Consider the following 22239-nt stretch of genomic DNA (forward strand, 5'->3'; position numbering starts at 1 on the left):
GCCGATCAGTTGCGAGCCCAGTCCAACGCAGGCCACCCCCGCATCGATCCAGCCCTTCAGTTTGTCCCCATCGGTGCTCACACCCCCAGTGGGCATGATGCTCGTCCATGGCTGTGGGCCCTTTATGGCCTTCACGAATCCCGGCCCGTACGTTGAGCCGGGGAAAAGCTTCACGATCTCACAGCCCAGTTCCTCCGCCCTTGCTATTTCCGTCAACGAGCCACAGCCCGGGCTATAGGGAACCTTCCTGCGGTTGCAGACAACCGCCACGTCCTCCCTCAGCGAGGCCGTCACCACAAAGTTAGCACCCAACTGCATGTAGAGCGAGGCCGAAGCTGCATCGGTCACCGAACCCACCCCCATCATCATCCCAGGGAGTTCCTTTAGCGCATATCTGTTGAGCTCCGTGAACACCTCATGGGCGAAGTCGCCCCGGGAGGTGAACTCCATCAGTCGGGCACCGCCATCGTAACAGGCCCTCAGCACCTTCTTTCCCACCCCGACATCGGGGTGGTAGAACAAGGGCACCATTCCTGTTTCGAACATTGCGTTAATTACTTCAATCCGTGTATATCTTGCCATTTTCTTCCGTTTTTACCGTGATACCCTTCCAGAGGCGTCGCCCCCCATCAATTTTTCCACTTCGTCCACGCCCACCAGGTTGACATCGCCCTTTATGGTGTGCTTCAGACAGGAAGCGGCCACCGCAAAGTCCAGTGCGTTCTGGTCGTCCCCCGGGTACTTGATCAGTCCATAGATCAATCCCCCCATAAAGGAGTCCCCACCACCAACTCGGTCCACAATGTGGGTGATCTGGTACTCCCTTGATTTATAGAGTTCCTTTCCATCATAGAGCACCCCCGCCCAGGTGTTGTGCGAGGCCGAAAGTGACCCTCTAAGGGTGGTTATCACTTTCTTGGCATTGGGGAACCTCTCCATCATCTGTTTACAGACGGACAGGAAGGCCTCGGCCTTCACATGCTCGCCCTGGGTGGTGATGTCGAGCCCCTCCGGCTTGATGCCAAAGTGCTTCTCCGCGTCCTCCTCGTTCCCTAGGACAATATCGCAATGTGAGGTCAGCTCGCTCATGATCTCCTCCCGTTTGGCATCATCGCAGTACTTCCAGAGCTTGGCCCTGTAGTTCAGGTCCGTTGATATGGTCACGCCCATCTTTCGGGCCACCTTAACGGCCTCTATGCAAGCATCGGCAGCTCCCTGTGAGATGGCAGGTGTGATCCCCGTCCAATGGAACCACTGCGCCCCCCCAAAGACCTTCTTCCAGTCCACCATTCCCGGGGCGATCTCCGCCATGGCCGAATGGGCCCTGTCGTAGACAACCTTGCTCCCACGGCTCACCGCTCCGGTCTCCAGAAAATAGATGCCCAGACGGTCGCCCCCGAACACTATCCGGTCCGTGCCCACGCCCCGCTTGCGCATCTCCATCAGGGCACATTCCCCGATATCGTTCTTCGGCAGACGGGTCACAAAGTCCACCGGGACCCCATAATTGGCCAGGGACACCGCCACATTGGACTCCCCACCACCGTACACCACATCAAAACTGTTCGCCTGCGAGAACCTTAAAAATCCCGGAGGGGCCAAGCGCAGCATGATCTCTCCGAAGGTCACTACTTTATTCATCTTCTATATTGTTTAATGGTTGTAAAAATATCAATATTTAATCGTTGTTGGTAAAAAAGAAGAACGCACCTAAAATGCAGTACGTTCTTCACTGGATAACTAAACTAACACAACAACTATTTTCTTTATTCTTTATTGATTAAATCATCATTTGGAACTTTTTTATGCCAATAAGACGCCAGTATGGAGCCCGTAATATTCATCAGCGGTCCAAAAACCGCAGGTGCAAGTCCCATGGTAGCTATTTTTCCCAACGTATTGGCAATTCCCGAGGCAAGTCCGCCGTTCTGCATGCCCACTTCTATGGATATAGTGCGGGCATCACGCTCATCCATCCCCACCAAACGTGCAAAACAATATCCTAGAAAGTATCCAAAAAGGTTATGAGCGAGGACAAGCAGCAATAACAATCCTCCAATATCTAACAGACTGTCACGGCCAGCGGCCGTAATTACGATTATTATCAAACCTATGGCCAACATTGATATCAAGGGCATGACCTTGTCCAGCCACTTTGTACGGCCATGCAGCAGGTGGTTGAACAAGAGACCGGCCCCAATGGGCAGTATGATCATCTTGATGATGCTCCACATCATGGCGAGTACATCTATTTCCACGAACTGCCCAGCCAATAGTTTCATCAATAACGGAGTAACAAAGGGTGCCAATAGTGTAGCTATGGATGTTATGGTAATGGAAAGGGCCAGGTTCGCCTTTGCCAAATATGCCATTACGTTTGAAGCTACACCACTGGGGGAACAGCCTATCAACACGATTCCTGCTGCAATCTCTGGGGGGAGTCCACTTACATCAGCAAGGGCAAACCCCACCAAGGGCATTATGGCCAGCTGGGCCGAAACTCCCACAAGGACACCTTTTGGAGATTTTATAATCTCCGCAAAATCCTTGATGCTCATTGAGGTGCCCATACCAAACATAATGATCTGGATCAAGGGTATGATCAGTACGGTAAGCTTAAAATTACCGATCTTCACAAAATACTGTGGCCAGTATAAGGCGAGCACAACCCCGGCAAAAATCATTGCGGCAAATATGTACCCCTTAAATTCTCTATAACCATTAAAACCAATAGCGAGCAATACAAAAAACCCAGTTAACAGGAGTCCAGCCCTATCTAAGTTACCAGTCCACGCCATAAGTATAAATGCAGACAATATCAGCCCTGCAAGCGCCAATGAAATACTATGTATGTTAATTTTACTCAAAATATATAGTTATAAATTAGTTCACCACAGAAGTTATTATTGCAATTTGTATGCTTGACGTGCCAGTAATTGCCATTTTCCTTCTTCATTTTGCTTGTACACTTGAATGTTACCAATGCGAATGTCAACAAGCTCTCCATTATTGGTTGCCTTTGCTTCAAAAACATGTCTTACGATTGCCGTGTCATCAAACAAGTGAACACTTTGCAATGGATTGTTAATCATGGAAAAATTGAAAGGACCGTTAACCACATCATCCAAAAACTCCCTTTTGTTCTGTACAAGTCCACTTGAATGGCCATATGTTAAATCCTCTGAGGTTAAATCAACCAATTGGATACTATCTGCATTTACCATGGCGTTGTTGAACTTAATTACTACTTTTTTTACATCCTCTTCAGAAACTGAAAATTTTTGGATCACATTGGTACTGCTCGCATTAACGGTTTCTTGCTTTTCTGGTTTTGTATTACAGGATACAGCAACAAATACCAGACAAATGATTATTTGATATTTTATCCCATTGACAGTTTCCATAGAGCAATTATCCATCATTTCTTCTTTCTTCCCTCTCTTTCAAAAAAGTATCCAATTCGGCTTTAGACATGGGTAGATTTGGATATTTATCCAACCACTCCTTAAAATCCTTTTCGAAAACCTCATCGTCCACAACAAATCTTTCATTGACATACTCATATTTATTGGTACGCATGCAAAATCTATTGAACTCATCTTGAAGTGCGGTAAATTCACCAGAAATAACGACCTTTTGGACTAAATGTGGTGGAATAAAACTTACCCCTGTGGACTTAGCCAATACCACATCACCAGGTAAGACGGTTACTCTACCGATACGAATTGGACCATTCACTGATTCTATCATCATTTCTTTGATAGCAGATGGATCAGAACCGCGAATCCACGCATTGAATCCTTTAATTTGGGAAAGACCTTCAACATCTCGAACCGATCCATTGAATATAACCCCTCGCTTACCAGCCTTATAGATTGCATTGCCCAAATTGTCGCCTATCAAAGTTCCATCAACCATTTTACCATAACTATCTGCCACATACACGTCACCATCCATTAACTTTAGAATTGGCGCATAATTGGTTACCGGGGTTTTGGTCCCCTCCTTCTTTGCCTTTTCTTGGATATAGGTATTAAAATCATTTCGGAGGGGCATGAACTGAGCAGTTACTACACGACCTGTCATGACCTGACCTGGATGTAAAATTTCCCAGCCATTTTCAAAAGGGCTGGCAAAATTTTCAAATTGATTATTGTACCCATTTCTTCTTAGAGTACCCCAAACTTCTTCCATGGACAGCGCCTTAAGTCTCTCCAGTAACTCATCTGATACTTTGGGCCTACCATCTGATGTTCGTTCACCTTCCCATTCAGAAGTCAACGCTTTTATCGTTTCTGGTTGCCAAACTACATTTTGTGATTGCAATCCAAATACAGTGCATACAATAGCAATACATGATATAAATACTCTTTTCATAATATTTGTTTTAATTAATATCTTAATATGTTTATTTCTTGGTTTTATGGAACCCTTACTTTGATCAAAATCTTCTTTATTGTGTCATGACCCTTTTTCCTAAAGGCAGGGCGATGAATATCTCTTGGTGAAAAAATGAAGAACGTACCTGGTTTTGCCACATAAAATTTTCCATTCTCCACATTGTAGTTTTCTACATCCCTTTTTGGATTGTACGCCACAGTTGAGCTGTATTCTGCATTGTTCAACGAAGCAACACCCATACCTGCCTTGCCCTTTACCACATACTGTAGATCATTAAAATTCTGGTGGGTCTCCCATTCTATTTCACCAATATCTTTTGTAGGCCCTTCTGAAACATAAGCCATAACATTTCCTTCATCAATGATATACCTCCCTGTTTCCAGGTCCTCAAGATTGTGCGAATTCAAGAACTCAAATGCTTGGTCCCACCAATTGGAATTTTCACAATACTGGCGGGCCAGTTCTTCTTTATCAATTGATTTATGGGGCTTTAACTGTAAGCCGCCCAACCAAACCTTGCTCTTGTACCAATCAGATACATTTTCCTTATTGCATGGGGTTCCAATACTCTGTGAATTTGTTCCTATGGAACACAAAACAAACAGGATGAGTATTGGAACCCTTTTTGCAAAGGGTTCCATTAAATTCATCATAATAGATCTACTGTAAAGGTTAGTACCCAGGATTTTGTTCAAATTCTTCCCGATTGGTAAGTCGATCTATCATGTTACTCGGAATAGGCCGGAGCAGGTGTTTTTGCTCAACATTGTCTCTCCCGAGAGTGTTATATAATTGAACTCTCTCAATGAGTTTTCCAGTCCGCTTTAAATCGGCCCATCTTAACCTTTCTGCTCCCAATTCCAATGCCCTTTCATCTAGGATAAAGTCAATATCCAAATCCGCCTCTGTAATCTCCATATCAACCTCTTTCCCTGGCCATGCAGCTCGGTGCCTAATCGTATTGATATGGTCGACTGCTTCGGGCAGATTTCCCTCCTTCATCTGTGCCTCTGCAGCAATCAAGTACATTTCCGCCAAACGTATTTCTATTACGTTCTTGGTTCCAACTCCACTATTTATGGATGGTCTTAATGGGTCTTTGTATTTTCGCATATGCGGAAAAAGCTCTCTAGAACCAGTTGGATTTTCACCATCATATAAATCATTGATATCAAAAACACCGTATTTCTGCTCCAGTTCAGCTTCTTCACTATCTGGAATATCCCAAGGAACGTAAATAAAAGCAGTATCTCCAATTTGCATATTGCCAACAAGAGTGGACTCATTATTTGCTATCCAAGCTGTCTTCCAAGACTTAGCAAATCTTGAGTCGTTTTCACGGTTGGAAGCCAAAAGGTCAAAATAGTATCGGGTTGCTACAAAACGAGGCCAAGGTCGGTCATTCTCTAGGGCCCTAGTCATTCCGGGCTGAAGATCGTACCTGGGTGTAAAGTATAGGAAATAGGCATTTCCACTTCCATTAAGTCTTTCATCCTGAGAGAATTGAATAGACCAAATCACTTCAGAGTTCACTCTATTATCTACGTCCCACAGGCGTGAATAATCATCGAGCAGTGAAAAACCATAATCATTGATTACTTTTTCCGCATATTCTGCAGCCATATCATTCTGGTTCAAAGTAAGGTACACTCTAGCCAGCAAAGCCTGGGCGGCAGGCCTAGTGACTCGACCAAATTCATCTTGTGTATCAGGTAGATGTTGCTCTGCAAACAATAAATCCTGTACAATCTGATTGTACACCTCAGCTTCCGAAGCCCTTGTAGCCGTTGTTACCACATCAGTAACTTCTTCTGTCACCAAAGGCAATCCACCAAAGTGCATCACCAAAATATGGTAGTACCAGGCCCTTAAAAAATAGGACTCAGCAACTTTTTGATTGACCGCACTTTCAGGCATTTCCTCCACAGCTCCCGCTCTTGAAATAGCGGCATTGCAGGCCGCGATCCCTTGATAAAACGGAGACCATAAATTCCAAAGCACTGGATTGGCCGGCTGTATTCCAGAGTTGTAAGCATTAAACTCAATGAATGTTCCATCTGATCCATTGGTCCAGAGGTCAGTTCCGAAAAACACCAATGGTGCAAAATTGTTTCCACCAGCGAACAGAGTCCGTGTGAATGTATAATTGGAATTGACAAGGTCATTAAATCCCTTCTCGGTTGTGAAGTATGAATTGATGGGTGGTGATACAATTTTCTCTTCATCGAGAAAATCACTAGAACAACTACCTATAATTGCAGTAATCACAACGAACAGAACTATATTTATATGTCTTTTCATAACTATATTTTTAGAATTGAATGTTTAGACCGAGAATAACTGTTCTTGTAGCAGGATAAGAGGATATTGTCCTTGTTCCATCCACAACATCTCCGGTCAAATCGGGCTTCATGTTAAAATCCCGCATTTCGGATTTTGTCCAGTATGCCAAATTCTCACCGGACAAATAGAGTCTCAACCCTGAAAGGGGTGTTTTCTCAATCAACGAGGCCGGGAAACGGTATCCTAGAGAAATCTGTCTAAGACTTATCAAGCTCGCGTCCCTGTAGGTTAGCGTACTTCCGTACAAACCACTTCCTTCATACAATTGATTGGGTCTCGGGTAATTATTGGTTGGATTTGTAGGTGTCCAATAATCAAAAACCAACTTATTGTAACGCTTCTTGGAAAAAGGTGCAAAAGGGCCTATTGAGGACATACCCCCCCAACGTATATAGGTCTGAAAAGAAAGGTCAAAGTTCTTGTAATTGAAGGTATTTGTAATGTTGCTCACAAAATCTGGCTGAGGACTTCCCAATACCATTCTGTCCGCATCGGTAATGGCGCCGTCATTATCAACATCCAAAACTTTTATTTGGCCAGGCTCCTGACCATAGCTTGCGGCCTCTGCACTTTCATTTTGTTGCCATATACCAATCTTTTTAAAGTCATAAAAAACTTCTATAGGCTCACCTATGAACCATCTATTACCAATATCATCAACTTTACCATTATAAAGTTCATCTATTTCGGTATTGTTTCGGAAGAATGTCAAGTCCGTTCTCCAACTAAATTCCTCAGTTGATATATTCACAGAATTCAAGGAAAGTTCAAAACCTTTGTTCTTTGTTTTTCCGACATTTTGAAGTACTTGATCATACCCCGAGGTAATTGGGAGTTTTCGGAACATAAGGAGGTCGTAGGTGTTTGTATTGTACATATCAACACTTCCTGAGAGCCTGCCCCCGAAGAGCCTGAAATCAACCCCGAAGTTATAAACAGCCGTGGTTTCCCATTTTAGGTTTCTATTTTCCAATTCTGTGGGATAATACCCAAAGCCTGGTGACTCATTCCACGAATAAGCACTCCTATCAGCACCACCTTGGGTTTGGTAAGGGCTAATCCCTTGGTTACCAGTAACACCATAACTCAACCTCAACTTCAAATCATCCAACCAATTTTCAGTGCTCTTCATAAAACCCTCATCTGATATCCTATAGGCAAATGCTGCCGAAGGAAAGTATCCCCATTTATGGTTCGGTGAAAATTGGGATGCCCCGTCTGCCCGGAGGGACAAGGTCAATAGATACTTGCTGTCATATCCATAAAATATTCTACCTGCATAGGATAACAGATTGGTTTCTATCAAATTTGAACCAACCGAATTCACCAAGGTAGCACTGCCCAAATTATGGTATCTAGATTCCTCATACGGAAGATCACTCACCCCGGCGTCACTAGTCTCTAATCTGGTGGTTTGGACTCCTTGTATTGCAGTTACGGTTAATTGGTGTTTTTCATTGAACTGCTTATTATAGGTAAGTATACTTTCGTATAACAACAGGTTATCTACAGTATTATCTACCTGAGCCGTTGCCGTACCAAGGTTTCTAGCAAGTGAATAAAACCCTGCCGATTCTTTTATGGTCCTTAATTTGAAGTTTGTCCCAAGATTTAACCTATACGTTAAATCTGGAGTTATCTTCGCTTCCCCAAATACGTTTAAAATAGCTCCCCAACTTTTATTGTCCCATCGGTAGGAGTCATATATATAATCTGCCAATGGATTCAACAATAAACCATCTGCAGTAGCTGTAAATCTTGGAGTTCCATCATCCTCGTACAACTTACCCAGCGGACTTGACTGAAATGCTTGGAACAATGCTGCGCTGGACTTCCTTTTATTGTAGGAGTGATTCAGTAAAATTGATGCTCCCCCACTGAAGATAGGTGAAAAAGTAAAATCCAAATTTGTCCGCATGCTGTATCGGTCAAAGTTTTCGCCAGGAATTATTCCATCTTGCTGGAAATAGCTTCCTGAAAAATTATATTTTACCTTTTCAGACCCACCGCTCACGGTTAACTGGTGTTTCTGCTGAAACCCATGTTCGTATAGTAAATCTTGATAGTTTAGACCATTGCCTCCTTGTCTAAGACTCTCTATTTCTATTTCATCGAATATAATTTCATCAAACTCGGCGCTGGTTCCACCTTCAGGATAATCCCCAATTGCCCTGTATGCTTCTCTTGCAATCTCGGCATATTGCGGACCATTGGCATAGGGAATGGTTCCATAGGCCATGATGGGACCTCCATAACTTTCAAAAATAAACCTTGGAGCTCCAGTGGCACCTCGCTTGGTTGTAATGATAATTACACCATTGGCCCCCCTTGCCCCATAAATTGCTGTAGATGAAGCATCTTTCAATACATCCACGCTCTCAATATCATAAGGGTTGATGTCATTCAAAGTTCCATAATAAGGTGACCCATCCAATATAATCAATGGATCATTGGTTGCTGTAAAAGAGCGCTGGCCCCTCAACTGTATTTGGGTTGAAGCTCCAGGTCCTGCCCCAGAGGGCACTACATCCAATCCGGGTATACGTCCAACTATCCCTCCTTCAATGGATGTCATGGGGATATCGGCTATATCTTCGGTGCTTACAGAAGCAACCGAACCAGTAACGTCTCTACGTTTTTGTGTTCCATACCCCACAACCACAACTTCATCCAAGGCTTGGGAATCTTCCCGCATTACAACATCAATAGTGGTTGATACTCCAACAGGAATCTCTTGACTGGCGTATCCTATGGAAGTGAACACTAATATTGATTCGGGTCCTGAGATTTGCAAGGAGTAATTGCCATCGAAATCTGCGGCCGTTCCATTTGTTGTGTTCTTTTCAACAACGTTGGCCCCGGGTATAGGAATTCCTTGATTGTCCACAATAGTACCAGTAACAGTTTGCTGAACAATCTTTGCATCCAACAGCAAATCATTGGAGATCTTTTCTTGAACTGGAATTTTTTTAATGGGTGGGCCTCCTCTTTTTAGCACAATTTGGTTCTTGACCACGGAGTAGCTTACGTATTGCCCTTTAAAAATAAGGTCTAGTATTTCAGAAATAGGTTTGTTCCTTACCTTGAGGGAAACAGTCCTACCTTCATTAATTTCTCCGCTTCTGTAAAAAAATGTAAAATTACTTTTGGATTCTATTTCCTCAAGTACGTTTTGAATGGTCTCATTTTCTACTTCTAAATCTATTTTGGTATTTTGGGAGAATGAGTTTGCTTGTACATTTAGCAAAGCACATACCAAAAGAAGAAATGAGAGCTTCATAGTTCGGTTCTTATTAAGAATATTTCCCAGAAAGTCTGGAAACCAATCTATTTTTTGCATAATTTTGAATGGTTTTGATTAGTTAGTAACATTTCTATTAAAATCAATCCTTGTCGGGAAGTGTTGCACCACTTCCCGATTTTTAGTTTTTGTTCATATCACCATAGGCATTCTCTTTTTTGTTTATTATTATTTTTCCATCGTTGATCAGGTAATCAAAATTTGCACTTTCCTTAAACGTGTTCATTAAGTCTATGATAGACTCTTCACTAAACTTGCCATGAAAGCGAGAATCGTTCAACTCTGAATAGTTGTTTTCTACCTCAACATTATATCTCCGTTCAATTTTTTGTATGATCTCCGTAAATGAATCATCATTGAAAATCAGCAGGTCCTGTGTCCAACCAATATAATCCTTAACATCCACCTCGTTTATGTTTAATCCTTCAGGAACCAAAGAGGCCTTTTGCCCTGGCTTTATTACCAGAGGCTCAAAATTGAGGGTCTTGGCAGTTTTATTGTTCACTTGAACACTTCCTTCTACCAAAACAGTGTGATGATTAGAGCCCTCATAAGAGCTCACATTAAAATGGGTGCCCAGTACCTCAACCTCCATGTCATTGGCCTGGACAATAAAAGGAGACTGTTCATCTCTGGCCACTTCAAAATAGGCTTCCCCAAGCAAGAACACCTCCCTGTTTGCACCAGGTAAAAAATTGACTGGAAATCGCAAACTTGTACCTGCATTTAGATGGACCCAAGTTCCATCTGAAAGAATTAGCTTAAAGGTCTTTCCCCTAGGCACCTTTATTTCGTTATACACAAGTTCTTTGAGTGTACTGTCTTTTTTGTAGCTAAGAACCCCCTTACGTTGGGAGGCAATAACCTTTCCTGATTCATTCGTTATTTCTCCAGCTGCATTTTCGTTTAGATTATTCTTCCCATTGCCGGTTTGCAGAACAATCATTTCTTCGTCAATTTTCAGTAGTTCCCCATCTATGTCATTGTAATTGAAGTAGGAAATCAGAGCAACCGTCAACCCAATAACAACGGCAGCATATTTGATCCAAGAACTGGAGTATATCTTTCTCACCGTAGATTTACGCTCTGGAACAGCTTGGTTTTTCAACTTTTCCCAAACCCTTTCCTTTATGGCTTCATTAAAATCCAGATCGGACCAGATATTAGAATCATCTTGATACGACTGTAAAAAGCTTTCCAAGAGCTCTTCCTCTTCGGGAGTACATTGTCCTTTAAGGTACTTTTTAAATAAGCTCTTAGCCTGCTTTTTATTAAGGTATTTCATGTAGTTGTACTTATCTGGGATTGCCCATATAGTACCTTAGTACCAAAACATTTGAAAAAGTACCCGTCCTTTTTTAATTATTTATCATTTTTTTATATAAATAATTAAAGCAATAGTAATATTATCGCTCCTAGAAAGTCATATTGACAACCAACGATGTTACGAAACGATAAAGAGAGTATGCGGTTAAATGAAGAAAATAAAAAGTATAAGCTGGTATATGGCCAACTGCTCGGGAGAGATCTGTTCTTTTAATAATTTGAGCGCCTTGCTTATTTGATTCTTAACTGATTGTATGGATAAACCCAGTTCTTCTGCAATCTGCTTATTTGACTTTTCTTCAAATCTGCTCATAATAAAAATCTCCCTACACCTAGGACTAAGATTGTTTACCAAGTTTTTTACCAATGATTCCAATTCATCAAATTCCATTTTTCGGGAAGCATTCAAAGAGGCATCAACTATATTCAATCGTGTTAAATCTTCATGGGTGAAGCGTTGATTGCGAAGCATTTTAAAAATTTGAAATTTTACCGCTTGATGTAAGTAGGCTTTAAGGTGTGTAATGTTATGCTCTTTTCTTTTTTCCCACAGATGGATAAAAACGTTTTGAAGAATATCTTCACAAAGCTCTTGCTGTTTAAAAATATTCATCGCATAAAAAAAGAGTCTTTCTGCATATTTAGAGTAGATTTCCTCATATGCAAGCACGTCGCCTTTTTTAAGACGAGAGAGCAACTCTTGGTCGTTTTCTGGCATTGGTTTTTGGTTGATATTGCCATAAATCTAAATATTTTATTTTATAAACAATAATTTGATAATAATATTCCTACTTTTTTGTGATATTAAAATTATTTACGAAATCGATTTCGAAAAGCTTAATTATGCAATATGAACTCAGTGATAAACTTTCTTTATCACTCCGGAAAGTTTCAATAATTTTAAGGGTAAGCCAAAATCTGTTCTGTCGTAACAGAATCGAAAATAGAGTTTACAGAACAGTGCAATACTATTTTTTAGGATTCTTTATGGCTAGAACCAAGCTTTAGAATTACACTAGATAAGGGATGTTGAAATCTTTTTAATTTGAACTTAATGGATTCTAAATCCACATTGAGCATTGAAAATAGGGCAGCTATAATAATCAAGTTCTTGATAATATACTGCCCTAACAATGTCAAGAAAGGCATTCCACCGCTGAACATCTGATCTGGAAAAAATACAAGCGGGGTAAATGTGAAAATGATATGCACCAAAGCCATTAACACGACTGTTTTTCGCGCAACATTGAACACCAAAAAAATCCCAATCCATGTTTCCCAAAGCGCCAGAAGAATAAGGGCGACACCATCTGGGATCAATCCGAACGTTAAAACATGTACCGTACTCTTGGCCAAACCTTCGGCTGGACTTAGATCTGGAAAAAATTTTAAGGCCCCAAACCATAGATAAACCAGTCCGATGGAAATTGCTAGAAGGCTGTTTCTGGCGGGCTGTTTCATACCTGTAATGAATTAGTTGCTAAATTGGTTCATTAGCTCTGGGTCCACTTTTACTTTTTTATTGGGAAAGCGAAAAGAAACCCCAAGATTAATGAGATAATCTGCAAAAGCCGCGTCCCCGTTCCTTGGGTTACCAGTGGCTTCTTCCGTTTGTTTATCCGTAACACTTTGTGGACGATCTCTTCGAACAGCAAAAGGTACGTTCAAGTTGATTGAAAAATTATCCTTTATAAAGGCAATCCCAGGGTCTATTGACAAAACATTCCCAGGTCTTCTAAATCCTTCATTGCCTCCAATAAGGTCCTTAACAGGAACACCTTCATATCTCGCGCCCAATGAACCAGAAATTGTATTGGAGAAACTTTGACTAACACCCGCACGAACAGAAAACTGGTCCGGAACGGCCATGATGGCCTCGTTCTGAAGAATTGGACTCAAGGTTTCCCTAAAGGTTCTTGTTCCGTTGGTTTCCCTTGGGTTGATCAAATAAAATCCACCCCCGTAAGCGAACAATTTCTCGGCTATTTTTTGGTAAAATTGAAAATCAACGGTTATTCCAAAGCCTCCATCCCCTGGCTGGATACTTTGGTCAACCGGTCTTACTTGTGGGCCTCCCTCTGGACCTACATTGTAAAAAATATCGGAAGCATTCCAGTTTCCTGTGGGCAGTTTTAGACCCAAGCCAACGGCCAAGTTTCCATTTTGATGTTTTTCCAAATCAAAAAGCCAATAGCCCACTCCAACTCGGATATCAGCCAAACCACGTGAATAGGTAACATTTCGTTCTTCGCGACCATGCTCATAAAGCGAAGACCGCGTATTGATCACCGTAGGAATGGTGATACTGGTATATAACCTATCGGTTATTCCATAGGTCAGGAAGAAATCCCACGAATGGTTATGGTTAATGACCTCAGACCCATTGGCAACCCTATCCGGTTCTTCATGGGTGCCCCTAAAGTGTCGGAATGATTTAAAATAACGATAATTGGAGCCTATTTGAATGTCCCCCGGACCCAAAAGATTGCTTTCCAAAGTGTTCCCTACGCAAGATGAAAAATGACGAATGGCCACACAACCTTGTGCATTGGAGGTGCTGATTCCTAAAAAGATGACTGCAATAAAAATTAATAGATAAAGTGTTCTTTGAGATTTCATTTTGATGTGATTGGTTGTTCTAAAAGAAGGCCGACCCATGAGAGCGGCCTTTATATTACATACTTCATGAAGATTGCTAAACTTGGAGGCCAAAGTATAGCTATAAATCACACCCGTGGACTAACGGCGAGGTAAAAAAGATTAACAAAGGATTAATGAGGTTAATAATGGATTAACCTAAAGTGAATTTATTTACCCCTGTGCTTCTCGTTTATAAATGTTGGGCAATCGTATCCCAAACCGAACGGCCAAAGTCCGCATTACGATAACCACAACAATGGCCGAGAGATAAGCATATTTCTCAGGTACTGAAAGCCACGTAAGCAGAAAATAGCTTGCACCTCCCAAAATACAGGTAGTAGCATAAATTTCTGTTCGTCGAAAGATAATTGGAATTTCATTGCAAAGCATATCCCTGATTACGCCCCCAAAACATGCGGTCATGGTTCCCAAAGCAATGCACACAACGGGCAACAATTCGGCCTGAAGTCCTTTTTCTACACCTACCATGGTATAAAGACCAATCCCAATTGTATCGAATAGAAATAATGAACGTCTTACATATTTCAACTGGTTCACAAAAATGACCGCAAAAACCACTGCAATAAATATGGTGATCATATAGGTGATGTCCATCATCCATGTCACTGGCGTATTACCAATGAGAAGATCGCGAAGGGTTCCTCCACCAATGGCTGTTACAAAGGCAATGATAAGCACCCCGAACAAATCCAATTTCTTTTCCATGGCCACCAAAACCCCTGAAATGGCAAAAGCCACCGTACCCAAAATATCTATAATTTGATAAAGCATTGTCTACATTTTTTGGGTGAAATAATTGTAATCCTTCAATACGGTATCCAAATAAGGAACATCGTAGAGTTTTGAATTGGTCTGGAGAATACTCTCAACCTTCACTCGAAGCGCGGTCAGGGTTTTAAAATCCCCACTTTTTTTGGCGATATAAAAGGTTTCCTTAATCAAACGGACATCTTTGTCTGAGAGTAAGGTCACATTGGTAAACTGCGGTACGTATTCCTCATTGATTTCTTCCAAAATAGTGTGCGAAACTTTGGTCTTCTTTTTAGTACTAATGACCACCGTACCTGCGGCGGCATCACCCACCCGTTGTCTTCTCTCTGAAAATAGAATACTCAAGATTCCAATAGAACCCAAAAAAATCCAGATATCCACCAAGCGAAGCATCCATCGCACCAACAGATTGCTCCAATGAACAGGGGTACCATCCAAACGGACTACCCGCATCTTCATCAACATCTTGCCCACGGTCTGGCCATTAAAAAGGCTGTGCATTAAAAGGGAATAGAACATGGCAGGCAGAAAAATAAGGGCCACAAGCCCGCGTTGGGTCCACGCATCTTCGTACACATACCCGATAGCATCACCAATAAGATTGACCAAGAAGGCATACATGTACAGAATGAAGCCATCTATTAAAAATGCCACAATACGTTCACCAATACTGACAATCTTATAATCTAAGTTGACATTTTGCGTTGTATTGATTTGGAGGTTACCCATATAACCGTAATTTTAGCTTTAGGAATTTCCACTTATGCGCGAAGCTGCCTTTGTGAAACAAAATAAGGAAAAATGGATTGCTTTTGAAAAAGCAATCTCATTTGGTAACCATACCGATCCAGATGCTCTTGTTGATGGCTACATCCAACTCACAAACGATTTGGCCTACGCACAGACGTATTACGCAGAAAGCAAGACTTTATTGTACTTGAACTCATTGGCTTCCCAAGCGCATCAAAAAATTTATAAGAACAAAAAAGAGTCCGGGAACCGAATCGTTTCGTTTTGGGTACGGGAATTTCCGCTCTTTTTCAGGCAATATCACAAGACACTGCTTATAGCTTTCTTGATTTTTATCGTGGCCTCGGCCATTGGTTGCATTTCAGCCTTGAACGATTCTTCGTTCGTGCGTCTTATTCTGGGAGATGCCTATGTAAATGAGACCTTGAACAATATTGCCAATGGCGAACCCACAGCCATTTACAAAAGTGGAAGCGAAGTGGGTACGTTTTTGGGAATCACCATCAACAATATCCGCGTAGCCTTTTTGGCCTTTGCTTTTGGGGTGATTACAAGTATTGGAACAGCTTATATTCTATTTAGCAATGGGGTAATGCTAGGGGCATTCATTACCTTTTTCTATACAAAAGGGGTCTTTTTCGAGGCCAACCGACAAATCTGGCTGCACGGCACCATCGAAATTTCGGTAATCATCATTGCGGGCTGCGCTGGACTCATCATGGGCAACAGTATTTTATTTCCCAAGACCTTTTCAAGACGGGTTTCCTTTATGAAAGGGGCCAAAGATGGTTTAAAAGTGGTGGTGAGCACCATTCCCTTTTTCATCATTGCCGGATTTATTGAGGGATTCATAACCCGTTATGCTTCAATGCCCGATTGGCTCGCCTTTTTGATTATCGGAGGGTCGTTATTTCTTATCGCCTATTATTACATTCTATATCCAATCTTACTAAACCGATCTTATGAAAGATAAATACATTGAACTTCGAATCAATCGCGATTTTGGTGATATCCTCACCGCGTATTTTGATTTCTTAAAGCAGAACATCAAAAAGTTCACCAATGTTTTTCTCAGTTACAACGGCATTTTCCTTATTGGCCTACTGATTACCAGTTATTTATTGGTCAGTGGATTTGTGGGCATGATATCAACCAATTCAGCTTTATATGGTATTGATGCAGGGCAAACCGATGATGAGACCTATTGGATTTATATCATTGCCGGAGGAATTCTCTTTTTCTTGATTTTCCTAATGGTTGCCGGACTGAATTTTAGTCTCAGTTCTTCTTATATGATCAAATACGATGAGCATAAAGGCATAGGTTTCACTAAAACCGAAGTTTGGAACCTTACCAAGGAAAAACTTGGCAACACTGTGGTCTTTATTTTGCTCTTGATACCGATTTACCTTCTATTTTTTATTGCTTCCATAATTTTTGCCTTTATTCCATTGCTGGGGATGTTTGCACAATATATCATTCAATTTTTCCTAACGGCATGGATTGGGGTTTCCTTTTACAGCATGTTGAGCGAAAATAAAGGTGTAACCGATGCTTTTGGCGAAGGGTGGAATCTGGTGAGCAAAAACTTCTGGAAATCTGTTGGGGTCAACTTCATTCTAGGCCTGCTTAATGGGTTGCTCATGTTTATTGTGCTCATAATTCCGGGGATATTGATTGGTATTTACACCTTCCACGTAGTGGAAAATAATGTGGATGTGGGAGGTATTGTATCCACAGTTGTCTATACCCTTGGTTTGTGCGCATTGCTCATTTTAATGGTTTATGCCCAATGTTTGTCACAGTTTATCAATGGAATTCTTTTCTACACCCTGCATGAGAAGACCTATAATATCAACACACGAAGTAAAATTGAACAAATAGGGCAATCCGAACAGTGATCAGATCAAATTTCATCATACTTTTTTTACTTTGGGTTTCGGTCTCGTTTGCCCAGAACGATTCCATTGCAATTCCCATTGATGAAGGCTCCGCCCTGACTGAGCGTGAAATTCAAGAAGACCTCAGCAAAAAATATACAGGAGACGATTTTGACTACGACGCAAAAACTGGGGAATCAGCAAACCTTTTATGGCGCTTTATACAATGGCTTTTGGAACTTCTTCAAAAACTTTTTGGAGCTTTTGGAATTGATATTCCACCAAGTACATTGGTATTTTTAGAATTCAGTTTGTATGGGCTTATGGGAGCCTTGGTTATTTTCCTGCTGATTCGGGTGTTTGTCAATGAAAAATTCAATGCCCTATTTACCAAAAAGGCCAAGTCTATTGTTGACATCGATTTATCGGAACAACATATTGAATCCTTGGATTTGGATGCCTTGATGAATGATGCTTTAAAAAACAAAGATTACCGGCTTGCGGTGCGGTATCAATTTTTAAAAATCCTGAAACTGCTTTCCCAAAAGAACCTCATTGAATGGCATTTTGAAAAAACCAATGTGGATTACGAACGGGAAATAAAACACGGCAATCTTCAGGTGGCGTTTAAAAACGCCTCCTATCTCTACGAGAATATTTGGTACGGGGAACAACCCGTTGACGAGGTTGGGTATGCCAAAACAAGTTCCCGTTTCACCACTTTGAACAATTTAATTCAGCGATGACATGGACCGGAAATCGAAACTAGTCATTGCGCTTTTTGCCTTGGTCGTGGTAGTCATCATCATCACCGAAATTGCCAGGCCAAAACCCATAAACTGGAGGCCTTCCTACACCTCAACCGATAAAATCCCGTTTGGGTGCTACGTCCTTTATAACGAACTTCCCTCCATTTTTCCTGATGACACCATTGAAACGGTGGATAAAAGTGTGTATGATCTTATGGTCGGCAGGGATTCCACTTTGAATTCCAATTATATCTTCATCAACGAGTACATCGATTTGGATGAACAGGAAACCCATCAGCTTTTGAAATATGTTGAGCAAGGAAACTCCGTTTTTATTTCAGCTACCGGATTCGGATGGCCACTGCTCGACACCCTGAATATCTCCATAGAATCGGATTACAACCTCAAGGAGGGTACCGCTGTCCTAAATTTGACCCATAACCAATTCAATACAGAAGAATTTGAACTGTCCAGAGGTGTTTTCAATTCGCATTTTACCAGTGTGGACTCCACCAACACCACCATTCTGGGGCATATCACCTATACCAAGGAAAACTTTTTGGAAAACCAGCCAGAAGTTACCGTCACCAAGCCCAACTTCATCAAAACAAAATTCGGAAAAGGGCATTTTATTCTGAGCAGTACCCCACAGGCCTATTCCAACTACTACATGCTCAAAGGAAACCAAGATTATGTGACCCATACTTTTTCGTATCTGCAAAATGAAGGCCTTCTCTATTGGGACAATTACAAAAAATCCGGACGCATCATCATCAACTCGCCCATGCGTTTTGTACTTACGCAACCCGCCCTAAAATGGACCTATTATCTTACCATTTTGGGTATTTTGTTGTTCGTACTTTTCCGGGGAAAACGGGAACAACGCATCATTCCAGTGATAGAACCTCTAAAGAATTCCTCGGTGGAGTTTGCCCAGGCCGTTGGATCCCTATACCATCAAAATAAGGACTATACAGACCTCATTCATAAAAAATTGAACTATTTTTTGGCCTATTTAAGAAACCGATATCAAATTGACACCTCCCAACTCGATGAAAAGACCATTCAAGTGCTGGCCTCCAGAGCTGGAAAAGAAATGGGGGAAACCAAAAAGTTGATAGACTATATCGTGACTCTTAAGCAAAAAACCGCCCATACCGAACAAGACAGCATAGAACTCAATAAAAGAATAACCGCATTTAAGCAGTAAATATGGAAGAAAACGAACAACAGGACGACGCTTTACAATTCAATAGCCGGATTGACCTGACCCAATTGCAGGAGGCCGTTTCTGGTATTAAATCTGAATTAGCAAAAGTAATCATTGGCCAGCAAGACATGATAGAATTGCTCATCATTTCAATTTTGGCCAATGGGCATTCCCTCATTGAAGGCGTGCCCGGAGTGGCCAAAACGGTGACCGCCAAATTATTGGCCAAGACCATGAGTGTGGATTTCAGCCGAATCCAGTTCACTCCAGATTTAATGCCCAGCGATATTTTGGGTACCTCAATTTTTAACGTAAAAACTTCTGAGTTTGAGTTTAAAAAGGGCCCATTGTTTTCCAACATAATTTTGATTGATGAGATCAATCGCGCCCCGGCCAAGACCCAGGCCGCTCTTTTTGAGGCCATGGCGGAACGTCAAATCACCATGGATGGGACGGAATATGCCATGGAACCGCCTTTCTTGGTATTCGCTACACAAAACCCCATTGAGCAAGAGGGCACCTACAGACTGCCCGAAGCCCAATTGGACCGTTTCTTGTTCAAAATCAATGTGAACTATCCCTCCTTGGAAGAGGAAATTCAGATTTTGGAGAGCAAGCATGAGCAGAAAACCAAGATTGAGGAAGATTTGGTGAACAGCCTACTTTCTGCACAACAGATAGCAGATTACCAAAAGACCATAAAGGAAATAATTGTGGAAAAAAACCTGCTCAAATATATTGCATCCATTGTGGACAATACCCGAACCAATGCCAATCTGTATTTAGGGGCATCGCCAAGGGCATCCATCGCCATAATGGACGCATCTAAGGCATTAGCCGCCATGAACGGTAGGGACTTTATCACCCCGGATGACATTAAAAAAGTGGCAGGTCCGGTTTTGGGGCACAGAATCATATTAACCCCTGAACGGGAAATGGAAGGATTGACCTCGGCACAGGTGGTGAATCAAATAGTGGACAGTATCGAAATTCCTAGGTAAGCAAGTGAAACGGTTCTTTAAGCCCATATATCTTCAAAAACGGTTCTTTATAGTGCTGGTGGCCCTCATTGTGGGCTTTGTGGTCTCCTATATGGTCCCGAATCTGTATGGTGCCCTAAAAGTGCTGTTCTATGTTTTTGTACTGCTTTTTATTGTTGATTTGCTCCTACTTTTTGCCTCGAAAGGAAAAATTGAAGGTAAACGTGTAGTACCGGACAAACTTTCCAATGGTGATGACAATCCAATCCAGTTAAATGTAGCAAACACCTACCTGTTTACAGTAACAGTGAAACTTATTGATGAAATTCCGTTTCAATTTCAAAAACGGGATTTTGGGTTGGTCAGCAAGATTGCCAGCGGTGGGAACAAAGTGTACGATTATCAGTTAAGACCAACAGAGCGAGGTGTCTATTCCTTTGGAAGTTTGAATGTTTTTGCAGTTTCCCCAATTGGCTTTTTGGCCAAAAAATATACGTTTGACCAAGCCCAGGAAGTACCTGTTTATCCTTCCTTTCTGCAATTGCAGAAGTATGATTTGATTGCCTTTACCAATCGGTTACATGAATACGGGCTAAAGAAAATCCGTCGGATTGGCCATACCATGGAATTTGAACAAATCAAGGATTATGTTCTGGGTGATGACATCCGAAACATCAACTGGAAGGCCACGGCCAAACGGGGGCAACTCATGGTCAACCAATACCAAGATGAGAAATCACAACCCATTTACTCCGTAATTGATAAGGGAAGGGTCATGAAGATGCCGTTCAATGGGTTGAGCCTATTGGATTATGCCATCAATGCCACCTTGGTCATCAGCAACATAGCCCTAAAAAAGCACGACAAGGCGGGAATGTTCTCTTTTAGCAACAAGATTGAAAATCGGGTGGTGGCCGAACGCAGGAGCTCTCAAATGAACCTGATTTTGGAAACGCTCTACAATCTGGACACCAATTTTATTGAGAGCGATTTCAGTAGATTGTATATTGATGTGAAACGCAATCTCAACCAACGGAGCTTATTGCTGCTATACACCAATTTTGAAACTTTGGATGCACTCCATCGCCAACTCCCCTATTTGGTGGCCATGGCCAAGCAGCATTTATTGGTAGTCATCTTTTTTGAAAATACCGAACTCAATGAATTCGCAGATAAAAAAGCGAATACGGTTCATCAAATCTTTGAGCAGACCATTGCGGAGAAATTCATTTATGAAAAAAAGCTCATTGTGAACGAATTACGAAAGCACGGCATACAAACCATCTTGAGCAAGCCTGAGAATTTGACCATCAACACCATCAATAAATATTTGGAGATAAAAGCGAGAGGGCTTATCTAATCTTCGAGCATTTGATACGAAAACCCAAGGGAACTCAGCGATACAGGAGCGGCTTCCAACACCAGTTTCCCAGTGTTCTTTTTCAATCGAAAATCAAAATTATGCCTATCATTTTGGGTATAATTGCCCCGGAGTCTTTTTTTGTCCTTTTTCTTTGAGAAGAGGTCAATGGTAACACCAACCGTAACACCGCCCAGTACCGTAGCGGCCAAATCATCGTTATCCCAACCGTTTTCACGCTGTCCTGCGTCCACTGCTTCTTTGGCAACCCCAATCAAAGCACTGCCAGCTACCGAGCCTACAAAGGTCCAGATACGATTCCCGTCCGAAGCCTGTTTTGCAATTCCCGCTCCGGCAAGGCCAAAGAGGTTTCCACCCAAAAAGTGAAGAGCTTTGTCCCGCTCCAATTGTCCATGACAATAGGATGCGAGCATAAAAAGTACCAGTGTGGGGATTAGCATTCTCATTGCGCGAGCTAAATGTATGAAAAGTTACTGAGTTACATCC

21 protein-coding genes are annotated in these 22239 nt (G+C 41.8%); 6 read left to right on the forward strand and 15 right to left on the reverse strand.

The genetic code is table 11. The features are described from left to right. The 14 genes from AB1A65_RS06790 to AB1A65_RS06855 all read right to left on the reverse strand — a co-directional run. On the reverse strand, positions 1–582 hold a 582-nt coding region (locus tag AB1A65_RS06790; RefSeq protein WP_366587089.1), incomplete at its 3' end, for a bifunctional 4-hydroxy-2-oxoglutarate aldolase/2-dehydro-3-deoxy-phosphogluconate aldolase. A gap of 12 nt (positions 583–594) precedes the next feature. After that, positions 595–1641, reverse strand: coding sequence for a sugar kinase (locus AB1A65_RS06795; RefSeq protein ID WP_366587091.1), 1047 nt, complete (start codon positions 1639–1641; stop codon positions 595–597). A gap of 125 nt (positions 1642–1766) precedes the next feature. Further along, positions 1767–2867, reverse strand: coding sequence for a bile acid:sodium symporter family protein (locus tag AB1A65_RS06800; RefSeq protein ID WP_366587094.1), 1101 nt, complete (start codon positions 2865–2867; stop codon positions 1767–1769). A 36-nt stretch (positions 2868–2903) separates the two neighbouring features. After that, positions 2904–3404 carry a nuclear transport factor 2 family protein gene (locus AB1A65_RS06805; RefSeq protein WP_366587096.1) on the reverse strand — a complete coding sequence of 167 codons (501 nt, stop codon included), beginning with the start codon at positions 3402–3404 and terminating at the stop codon, positions 2904–2906. Positions 3405–3411: 7 nt separating this feature from the next. Continuing rightward, entirely contained in the window at positions 3412–4377 is a 966-nt protein-coding gene (locus tag AB1A65_RS06810; protein WP_366587098.1) for an RraA family protein, read from the reverse strand. A 44-nt stretch (positions 4378–4421) separates the two neighbouring features. Next, the gene (locus tag AB1A65_RS06815; RefSeq protein WP_366587100.1) at positions 4422–5096 is read right to left on the reverse strand and encodes a YhcH/YjgK/YiaL family protein; all 675 of its coding nucleotides are present in this window, start codon (positions 5094–5096) and stop codon (positions 4422–4424) included. Continuing rightward, the gene (locus AB1A65_RS06820; protein ID WP_366587102.1) at positions 5074–6702 is read right to left on the reverse strand and encodes a RagB/SusD family nutrient uptake outer membrane protein; all 1629 of its coding nucleotides are present in this window, start codon (positions 6700–6702) and stop codon (positions 5074–5076) included. Before AB1A65_RS06820 ends, AB1A65_RS06815 begins: the two co-directional genes overlap by 23 nt. A gap of 10 nt (positions 6703–6712) precedes the next feature. Next, the gene (locus AB1A65_RS06825; RefSeq protein WP_366587105.1) at positions 6713–10084 is read right to left on the reverse strand and encodes a TonB-dependent receptor; all 3372 of its coding nucleotides are present in this window, start codon (positions 10082–10084) and stop codon (positions 6713–6715) included. Between the two features lie 82 nt (positions 10085–10166). Continuing rightward, a complete protein-coding gene (locus tag AB1A65_RS06830) occupies positions 10167–11330 on the reverse strand; it encodes a FecR domain-containing protein (RefSeq protein WP_366587107.1) in 1164 nt (387 codons plus the stop codon). A gap of 186 nt (positions 11331–11516) precedes the next feature. Further along, a complete protein-coding gene (locus tag AB1A65_RS06835) occupies positions 11517–12089 on the reverse strand; it encodes an RNA polymerase sigma-70 factor (protein WP_366587110.1) in 573 nt (190 codons plus the stop codon). A 257-nt stretch (positions 12090–12346) separates the two neighbouring features. Further along, complete coding sequence (locus tag AB1A65_RS06840) at positions 12347–12832, reverse strand: hypothetical protein (protein WP_366587113.1); 486 nt, start codon at positions 12830–12832, stop codon at positions 12347–12349. Positions 12833–12844: 12 nt separating this feature from the next. After that, positions 12845–13990 carry a hypothetical protein gene (locus tag AB1A65_RS06845; protein WP_366587115.1) on the reverse strand — a complete coding sequence of 382 codons (1146 nt, stop codon included), beginning with the start codon at positions 13988–13990 and terminating at the stop codon, positions 12845–12847. 192 nt (positions 13991–14182) lie between these two features. Continuing rightward, complete coding sequence (locus AB1A65_RS06850) at positions 14183–14803, reverse strand: trimeric intracellular cation channel family protein (RefSeq protein WP_366587117.1); 621 nt, start codon at positions 14801–14803, stop codon at positions 14183–14185. 3 nt (positions 14804–14806) lie between these two features. Then, positions 14807–15532: an RDD family protein gene (locus AB1A65_RS06855; protein WP_366587119.1), complete on the reverse strand. Its 726-nt coding sequence runs from the start codon at positions 15530–15532 to the stop codon at positions 14807–14809. A 34-nt stretch (positions 15533–15566) separates the two neighbouring features. Here AB1A65_RS06855 and AB1A65_RS06860 point away from each other — a divergent pair, with 34 nt between their 5' ends. From AB1A65_RS06860 to AB1A65_RS06885, 6 genes are read left to right on the forward strand one after another with little or no spacing between them, the layout of a single operon-like run. After that, positions 15567–16526, forward strand: coding sequence for a stage II sporulation protein M (locus tag AB1A65_RS06860; protein WP_366587121.1), 960 nt, complete (start codon positions 15567–15569; stop codon positions 16524–16526). Beyond that, positions 16516–17454, forward strand: coding sequence for a hypothetical protein (locus AB1A65_RS06865; protein WP_366587123.1), 939 nt, complete (start codon positions 16516–16518; stop codon positions 17452–17454). Before AB1A65_RS06860 ends, AB1A65_RS06865 begins: the two co-directional genes overlap by 11 nt. Next, complete coding sequence (locus AB1A65_RS06870; RefSeq protein WP_366587125.1) at positions 17451–18179, forward strand: hypothetical protein; 729 nt, start codon at positions 17451–17453, stop codon at positions 18177–18179. The genes AB1A65_RS06865 and AB1A65_RS06870 overlap by 4 nt, the downstream gene beginning before the upstream one ends. Position 18180: 1 nt before the next feature. After that, the gene (locus tag AB1A65_RS06875; protein ID WP_366587127.1) at positions 18181–19392 is read left to right on the forward strand and encodes a DUF4350 domain-containing protein; all 1212 of its coding nucleotides are present in this window, start codon (positions 18181–18183) and stop codon (positions 19390–19392) included. Between the two features lie 2 nt (positions 19393–19394). Further along, positions 19395–20393, forward strand: coding sequence for a MoxR family ATPase (locus tag AB1A65_RS06880; RefSeq protein ID WP_366587129.1), 999 nt, complete (start codon positions 19395–19397; stop codon positions 20391–20393). Positions 20394–20397: 4 nt separating this feature from the next. Next, a complete protein-coding gene (locus tag AB1A65_RS06885) occupies positions 20398–21732 on the forward strand; it encodes a DUF58 domain-containing protein (RefSeq protein WP_366587131.1) in 1335 nt (444 codons plus the stop codon). Here the strand turns inward: AB1A65_RS06885 and AB1A65_RS06890 are convergent. Then, on the reverse strand, positions 21729–22199 hold the full coding sequence (locus AB1A65_RS06890; RefSeq protein WP_366587133.1) for a hypothetical protein: 471 nt from the start codon (positions 22197–22199) through the stop codon (positions 21729–21731). The two genes, AB1A65_RS06885 and AB1A65_RS06890, sit on opposite strands and share 4 nt — an antisense overlap. Between the last annotated feature and the right edge of the window lie 40 nt (positions 22200–22239).

This window comes from Allomuricauda sp. ANG21 (assembly GCF_040705235.1).
Classification (GTDB): Bacteria; Bacteroidota; Bacteroidia; order Flavobacteriales; family Flavobacteriaceae; genus Flagellimonas; species Flagellimonas marina.

What these genes read in the sequence shown, in the direction of transcription:
- AB1A65_RS06830 (WP_366587107.1), bottom strand. Translation starts at nt 11,330, where the DNA reads ATGAAATACCTTAATAAAAAGCAGGCTAAGAGCTTATTTAAAAAGTAC.
- AB1A65_RS06825 (WP_366587105.1), bottom strand. Translation starts at nt 10,084, where the DNA reads ATGCAAAAAATAGATTGGTTTCCAGACTTTCTGGGAAATATTCTTAAT.
- AB1A65_RS06835 (WP_366587110.1), bottom strand. Translation starts at nt 12,089, where the DNA reads ATGCCAGAAAACGACCAAGAGTTGCTCTCTCGTCTTAAAAAAGGCGAC.
- AB1A65_RS06890 (WP_366587133.1), bottom strand. Translation starts at nt 22,199, where the DNA reads ATGAGAATGCTAATCCCCACACTGGTACTTTTTATGCTCGCATCCTAT.
- AB1A65_RS06810 (WP_366587098.1), bottom strand. Translation starts at nt 4,377, where the DNA reads ATGAAAAGAGTATTTATATCATGTATTGCTATTGTATGCACTGTATTT.
- AB1A65_RS06865 (WP_366587123.1), top strand. Translation starts at nt 16,516, where the DNA reads ATGAAAGATAAATACATTGAACTTCGAATCAATCGCGATTTTGGTGAT.
- AB1A65_RS06850 (WP_366587117.1), bottom strand. Translation starts at nt 14,803, where the DNA reads ATGCTTTATCAAATTATAGATATTTTGGGTACGGTGGCTTTTGCCATT.
- AB1A65_RS06875 (WP_366587127.1), top strand. Translation starts at nt 18,181, where the DNA reads ATGGACCGGAAATCGAAACTAGTCATTGCGCTTTTTGCCTTGGTCGTG.
- AB1A65_RS06845 (WP_366587115.1), bottom strand. Translation starts at nt 13,990, where the DNA reads ATGAAATCTCAAAGAACACTTTATCTATTAATTTTTATTGCAGTCATC.
- AB1A65_RS06880 (WP_366587129.1), top strand. Translation starts at nt 19,395, where the DNA reads ATGGAAGAAAACGAACAACAGGACGACGCTTTACAATTCAATAGCCGG.
- AB1A65_RS06860 (WP_366587121.1), top strand. Translation starts at nt 15,567, where the DNA reads ATGCGCGAAGCTGCCTTTGTGAAACAAAATAAGGAAAAATGGATTGCT.
- AB1A65_RS06855 (WP_366587119.1), bottom strand. Translation starts at nt 15,532, where the DNA reads ATGGGTAACCTCCAAATCAATACAACGCAAAATGTCAACTTAGATTAT.
- AB1A65_RS06820 (WP_366587102.1), bottom strand. Translation starts at nt 6,702, where the DNA reads ATGAAAAGACATATAAATATAGTTCTGTTCGTTGTGATTACTGCAATT.
- AB1A65_RS06805 (WP_366587096.1), bottom strand. Translation starts at nt 3,404, where the DNA reads ATGGAAACTGTCAATGGGATAAAATATCAAATAATCATTTGTCTGGTA.
- AB1A65_RS06795 (WP_366587091.1), bottom strand. Translation starts at nt 1,641, where the DNA reads ATGAATAAAGTAGTGACCTTCGGAGAGATCATGCTGCGCTTGGCCCCT.
- AB1A65_RS06840 (WP_366587113.1), bottom strand. Translation starts at nt 12,832, where the DNA reads ATGAAACAGCCCGCCAGAAACAGCCTTCTAGCAATTTCCATCGGACTG.